The sequence below is a fragment of the Caballeronia sp. genome, assembly GCF_049581465.1.
Classification (GTDB): domain Bacteria; phylum Pseudomonadota; class Gammaproteobacteria; order Burkholderiales; family Burkholderiaceae; genus Caballeronia.
Genome location: NZ_JBAUSA010001175.1, coordinates 1 through 5,838, shown reverse-complemented (window position 1 = coordinate 5,838; position 5,838 = coordinate 1). Strand labels below are relative to the sequence as shown.

Sequence of the window (5,838 nt, the reverse complement as noted above, 5' to 3'; positions counted from 1 at the left end):
CTCCCCACCCGCTCGCGAGCGCGCGCACAGCGGCGCACTGCGAAGAATCGCTTCGGGAACCGCGTCCGGCTCGTGCTCTTCGACTTCTGCGAACACAAACGTCCCGCGCCATTGCGGCAGCCGCCAGATGCTCTCGCCATTCCAGTTCAACACGCTTGCCATACGCGACACGGTCTCGGGATCGGACGGATCGGCGCTATCGCCCTTCTCCCATTCGATCGCGCCGCGATACGCACGCAGGCAGTAGCCCGCGTGATCGACGCGCAACGCGTGACCGTCGCGGGAACGGGCCGCATCGCGTAATTGCCGAAGCACTTCGCCGATACGCGCCGCCGACGCCGCCGGCATCTGCAGCGAGCGCATCCAGTATCGCAAGAGATTGATCGCGCGTTCGTCGTCGAGGGCGAGCACGGCGTCGAGCGTCAGCGCGTCCTTGCTGTGCTCATCGCTTTCATCGCGCCGTGCGGACACCATGTCGATGCGCGCAAGTTCGTCGAGCAGTCGTTGTGCCGATGCCGCATGCAATGCAGTCCGCGCGAGGGCATCGCGGAAGCCTGGGAAATGGACCGCGAGCGACGGCAGCACATCGTGGCGCAACGCGTTGCGGGCGTATCGCACATCGGCGTTCGATTCGTCGTCGATCCAGCGTAAATCGCGTTCGTGCGCGTAGTGCTCGAGTTGCGCCCGCAGCAGATGCAGGAACGGCCGCACGCGCGGTATCGATACCCCGTCGACACGCTGCGGCGCCATCGCGGCAAGACCGGCCACGCCCGCGCCGCGCAACAATTGGAGGAGGACTGTTTCGGCCTGATCGTCGGCGTGATGCGCAAGCCATAGAGCGCTCGTGCCCTGCCCTTCGCACATGGAGTCGAGCGCACGGTAACGCGCGTCGCGAGCCGCCGCTTCGAGGCTTTCGCCGCCTTCGCGCACGACATCGACTTGGGCGGACACGAACGTTACGCCCAGCGACTGCGCGAATGCCTGGCAATGCGCGGCCCATGCATCGGCGTTCGGGCTCAATCCGTGATGGACATGAAGCGCCACTACCAGCGATGAGCCCATGCAACGCACGGCGGCATCGAGTAGCACTGTTGAATCAAGGCCACCGCTCAACGCCACGGCAATGGGTGTAATCGGACCGGAAGAGGCAAACAACGACACGTCGGCGAACGCCGCCCGCACCGCCTCGATCACGAGGCGGCTAGCGGGGGTTTCTGTGTCGGAGGTCACGAGGGTCGGCTGTTCAACGGGCCGTGGACGAAGAGAGTGAAGGAAGCACAAAGGAGCATCACGCGCCCGGCAGGTTTTCCTTGTACTTGCCGTACGCCATCAGCTTGTCGAAGCGACGTGCGCGGACATCGAGCGCATTCATGCCGTGGAACTGTCGCAGCGTGTCCGATAGTGCACGGCGCAAAAGTGCGGCCATGCCCTTCGGATCGCGATGCGCGCCGCCCAACGGCTCGTTCACGATTTTATCGATGAGTCCCAGCGCCTTCAGCCTGTGTGCCGTCAGCCCCAGCGCTTCGGCCGCTTCCGGCGCCTTCGCCGCGCTTTTCCACAAGATGGACGCGCAGCCTTCGGGCGAAATCACGGAATACGTAGAGAACTGGAGCATGAGAACGCTGTCGGCCACCGCAATCGCCAGCGCGCCACCGGAACCGCCTTCACCGATAATCGTCGCAACGATCGGTGTCTTGAGTTCGGCCATCACATACAGGTTGCGGCCAATGGCTTCCGACTGCCCCCGCTCTTCTGCACCAATGCCGGGATACGCGCCGGGGGTGTCGATGAACGTGAAGATGGGCAAGCCGAACTTCTCCGCGACACGCATCAGGCGTTCAGCCTTCCTATACCCTTCCGGGCGCGGCATGCCAAAGTTGCGTGCTGCGCGTTCCTTCGTGTCGCGGCCCTTTTGCTGCCCGATCACCATGCAAGCCTGGCCGTTGAACCGCGCCAGCCCGCCCACGATAGCGAGATCGTCCGCGTATGAACGATCGCCGTGCAATTCGTGAAAGTCGGTGAAAAGCTCGTTCACATAGTCGAGCGTGTAGGGCCGCTGCGGATGCCGCGCGATCTGCGAAACCTGCCAGGGAGACAGGTTCGCGTATAAATCTTTCGTGAGTTGCTGGCTCTTCTTCGACAGCCGCTCGATTTCTTCCGAAATATCGACAGCGGAATCATCCTGCACGAAGCGCAATTCTTCGATCTTCGCTTCGAGTTCGGCGATCGGCTGTTCGAAATCCAGAAAAGTGGTCTTCATTTGTTCGAATCCTAGAACATCGGGCAGCGCGTATTCTAACCGCGCCGACCCTTGTCGTTTTCTGGTCGAAACTATCGACTATTAAAGATCGATAGCATTGCTTGCGACCGCTATTCTTCTAATGATCCGCGGGAATGGGGTCAAGGCTGCGCCACATATACCAGGTAGCGACAGTCCTCCACGGTTCCCAGTTCGCCGCGACTTCGCGCGCTTCGCTGCGCGTGACCGGCTCGCCGCTGAAATAGTTCACGCTGATGGCCTGTATCAGGCCCACGTCATCAAGCGGCAGGACGTCCGGGCGCGACAGGTTGAAGATCAGGAACATCTCAGCGGTCCATCGGCCGATGCCGCGAATCTGCGTCAATTCCGCGATCACTGCTTCGTCTTCCATCGACGTCCAGCTGTCCACGTGCAGCGCGCCTGAAACGAAATGCTGCGCGAGATCAAGAATGTATTCGCACTTTCTCTTCGATAACCCGCACGCTTGCAGCTTCTCATGACCAAGCTTGATGAACTGCTGCGGAGCGAGTTTCGGGCAGGCGATTTCCACACGCTTCCAGATCGCCTGAGCCGATGCAACTGAAATTTGCTGACCAACCACGGAACGTGCGAGCGTGGTGAACGGATCGTCGCGATTGATCAGGTGAACCGGGCCGAACTTCGGAATCAGCTTCTTGAGAATCCGGTCGCGCTTGACGAGATCCGCGCACGCCTTGTCCCAGTACTCCGGACGCGCGACTTCCGCCAACAAACCCGGCGTTTGCACGGGCACAGTTTTGTCGGCCGTGATGACGCGCGACTTGCGCACGATCTCGCCATCTTTTTGCGGATCGCGCACGAGCGCCGGCGCGGCAGCGTTGGCCGCATTGGCATCGCTGTCGAGCGCAAGGTCGGGCGCGCCGTGCGCGTCTTTGGGCGACACCTTCGGTGCAGCCCGCTTCTTCGTCCGCGCAGCGCCATTCGTCGTGACGGCACTCGCGGTTGTGTCGTCATGGGCCGCGCCATTGACCACGCGTTTGCGCGCCGCGGCCTTTGGCTTGGCGGTATCCACGCCGCCATTTGCCGCTTTCGCCGAAGGCTTCAACACCTTCGACCTTCCCACTGGCGCGCGACGTACGGTTTTGCCGTCGGACGCTACGCTACTTCCGGACGCGGCTCGTTTAGCCGGCGCCTTCCTGGCCGTTGCCATCATGCCTCCTGCCTGGTGGGTCGATGAAAGGGTATAAGGAGCGCTTAACCGCGGCGCCATTCGGTCGACCCACCCGGTTTGTCTTCAAGAGCAATCCCGGCTGCGAGTAATTCAGCGCGAATCCGGTCTGCTTCGGCATAGTTCTTTGCCTGCTTCGCAGCAACACGAGCAGCGATCTTCTCTTCGATCTCGACCGGCGTAAGGCCAGCCGTTGCATCCGTTCCACTCTTGCCCGGCGCATCCTGAAGAAACGTGCGCGGCTCGCGTTGCAACAATCCGAGCACGGCCGCCAGTTGCTTCAGTTGACGTGCGAAAACAGCGTCCTTCGATCGATTCACTTCGCTCGCCAACTCGAACAGCACCGCGACCGCGACGGGCGTATTGAAGTCGTCGTTCATCGCATCCCGGAAACGTTGCGCGTGCGCTTCGTTCCAGTCGAGTGGCCCGGCGTCCGGCGTGACATCTTTGAGCGCCGTGTACAAACGCGTAAGGGCCCCGCGTGCGTCATCGATATGCACGTCGCTGTAATTCAGCGGCGAGCGATAGTGTGCCCGTGCAATAAAGAAGCGCACGACCTCTGCATCAAATTTTTCAAGCACTTCTCGAATCGTAAAGAAGTTGCCCAGCGACTTCGACATCTTTTCGCTATCGATCTGAACGAAGCCGTTATGCATCCAGTAGTTCACGAACTGAACGCCGGTCGCCGCCTCGCTCTGTGCAATTTCGTTCTCATGGTGCGGGAACTGCAAGTCCTGTCCGCCGCCATGAATGTCGAAACGATCGCCGAGCAAACTGCAGCCCATGGCAGAGCATTCAATGTGCCATCCAGGACGGCCGCGCCCCCATGCCGAGTCCCAGCCCGTATCCGCGGGTTCGTCGTCTTTCGCGTGCTTCCATAAGACGAAGTCGAGCGGGTCCTGCTTGGCATCGTTCGCGCTTACCCGCTCGCCCGCACGCAAGTCTTCGATCGACTTGCCCGAAAGCTTGCCGTAGCCCGGGAACTTGCGTACCGCGTAGTTCACGTCGCCGTCGCTCGCGTGATACGCATAGCCCTTTTGCTCCAGGGTCTGGATCATGCCGAGCATCTGAGGAATGAAGTCCGTCGCGCGCGGCTCGAGGTCTGGACGTTCGATACCAAGCGCGTCGGTGTCTTCGTACATTGCGTCGATAAAGCGCTGCGTCAACGCCTTGATAGGCTCGCCATTTTCGACGGCACGCCGAATGATCTTGTCGTCGATGTCAGTGATGTTGCGCACATAGGTGACGCTATAGCCGATCGTCCGCAACCAGCGCTGCACAATGTCGAACACGGTCAGCATGCGCGCATGACCGACGTGGCAATAGTCGTAGACCGTGATTCCGCAGACATACATGCGCACCTCTCCTGCGCGGAGCGGCACGAAGGGTTGCTTGTCACGCGCGAGCGTGTTGTAGATGCGCAATGAGTTCATAGGTGCAGTGCTTGGGGCCGGGAAGATCCGAGTGATTCGTGTTGCTGGCCGGCATGCTGTGCCCGATTGACTGCGCACCTGACTACCGAACACAACCTGCGATGGCACGACCAGCGTCATCCAGGTCAAGCATGTTCGGCATAGGGGCCCAGACATTGGGCTTTCAGCACGGGCACGGGTCCGGATTCGAACGCGTGCGGCCAAAATCGCGCGCGCCGTGACGATAAACGTGACGGTCACGCTGCGGGTCGAAACGGAGGCGGCCGCGAGTGGCTTAAAGACAGTCGGACATACAGTCAGAACGTTCAACGGAACGTTGCAGACCTTTTGTTAGAATGGGCCGGAGTATAACATTTCGAAGTGAGCCTATGAAACCTTCAAGCGGCCGCGCATCAAGCGCAGCCAAGCTCGCGGCAAGTGCCGTGGTTACTGCTGCGGCGACCGCTGCACTCTGTATGGGTGCGAGTCTTTTGCTGGTCAATCCTGCCTTCGCGCAGGCTAACGTGGCGACCGCCGACGACACCCCCGCTATCGACGCGGCCATTGCGCAAAAGCAATGGGCATCGGCGCTGACGCAACTTGACGCGCGCCTGAAAACGAATCCTCGCGACGTGCAGGCCAAGTTCAAGCGAGCCACCGTGCTGGCCCGCCTCAATCGCGATGACGAGGCCATTGCCGCGTTCACCGAACTCACCCAGATGTATCCGGAGTTGCCCGAGCCGTACAACAACCTTGCCGCGCTCTACGCAAAGAAAGGCCAGTACGAGGACGCGCGCGTCGCGCTCGAAACGGCCACGAAGGCCAACCCGAATTACGCGCTGGCATACGAAAATCTCGGCGACCTGTATTTGCGCCTTGCAAGCGAATCGTATAAGCGCGCCCAGGCGCTCGGGTCGAAGAGTCCCTTGACGGCGCAACGTGTGGGCGACATCCAGAAG

General features: G+C 61.0%; 5 protein-coding genes. 1 reads left to right on the top strand and 4 read right to left on the bottom strand.

Going from position 1 to position 5,838, the window contains the following annotated elements; all coding sequences use genetic code 11:
- The 4 genes from tilS to cysS all read right to left on the bottom strand — a co-directional run.
- Positions 1-1,230 (bottom strand): tRNA lysidine(34) synthetase TilS (gene tilS, locus WCA53_RS28800; protein WP_423919089.1); only part of this gene is annotated, 1,230 nt, incomplete at its 3' end.
- A gap of 58 nt (positions 1,231-1,288) precedes the next feature.
- The gene (locus WCA53_RS28795) at positions 1,289-2,260 is read right to left on the bottom strand and encodes an acetyl-CoA carboxylase carboxyltransferase subunit alpha (protein ID WP_423919086.1); all 972 of its coding nucleotides are present in this window, start codon (positions 2,258-2,260) and stop codon (positions 1,289-1,291) included.
- A 118-nt stretch (positions 2,261-2,378) separates the two neighbouring features.
- Positions 2,379-3,449 (bottom strand): DNA-3-methyladenine glycosylase family protein, encoded by a 1,071-nt coding sequence (locus tag WCA53_RS28790; RefSeq protein ID WP_423919084.1) that lies wholly within the window; start codon positions 3,447-3,449, stop codon positions 2,379-2,381.
- A gap of 44 nt (positions 3,450-3,493) precedes the next feature.
- Entirely contained in the window at positions 3,494-4,900 is a 1,407-nt protein-coding gene (cysS, locus tag WCA53_RS28785; RefSeq protein WP_423919082.1) for a cysteine--tRNA ligase, read from the bottom strand.
- 335 nt (positions 4,901-5,235) lie between these two features.
- On the opposite strand from cysS, the gene WCA53_RS28780 reads away from it, so the two are divergent.
- Positions 5,236-5,838, top strand: a 603-nt coding sequence (locus tag WCA53_RS28780) for a tetratricopeptide repeat protein (RefSeq protein WP_423919080.1), incomplete at its 3' end; no start/stop codon positions are given.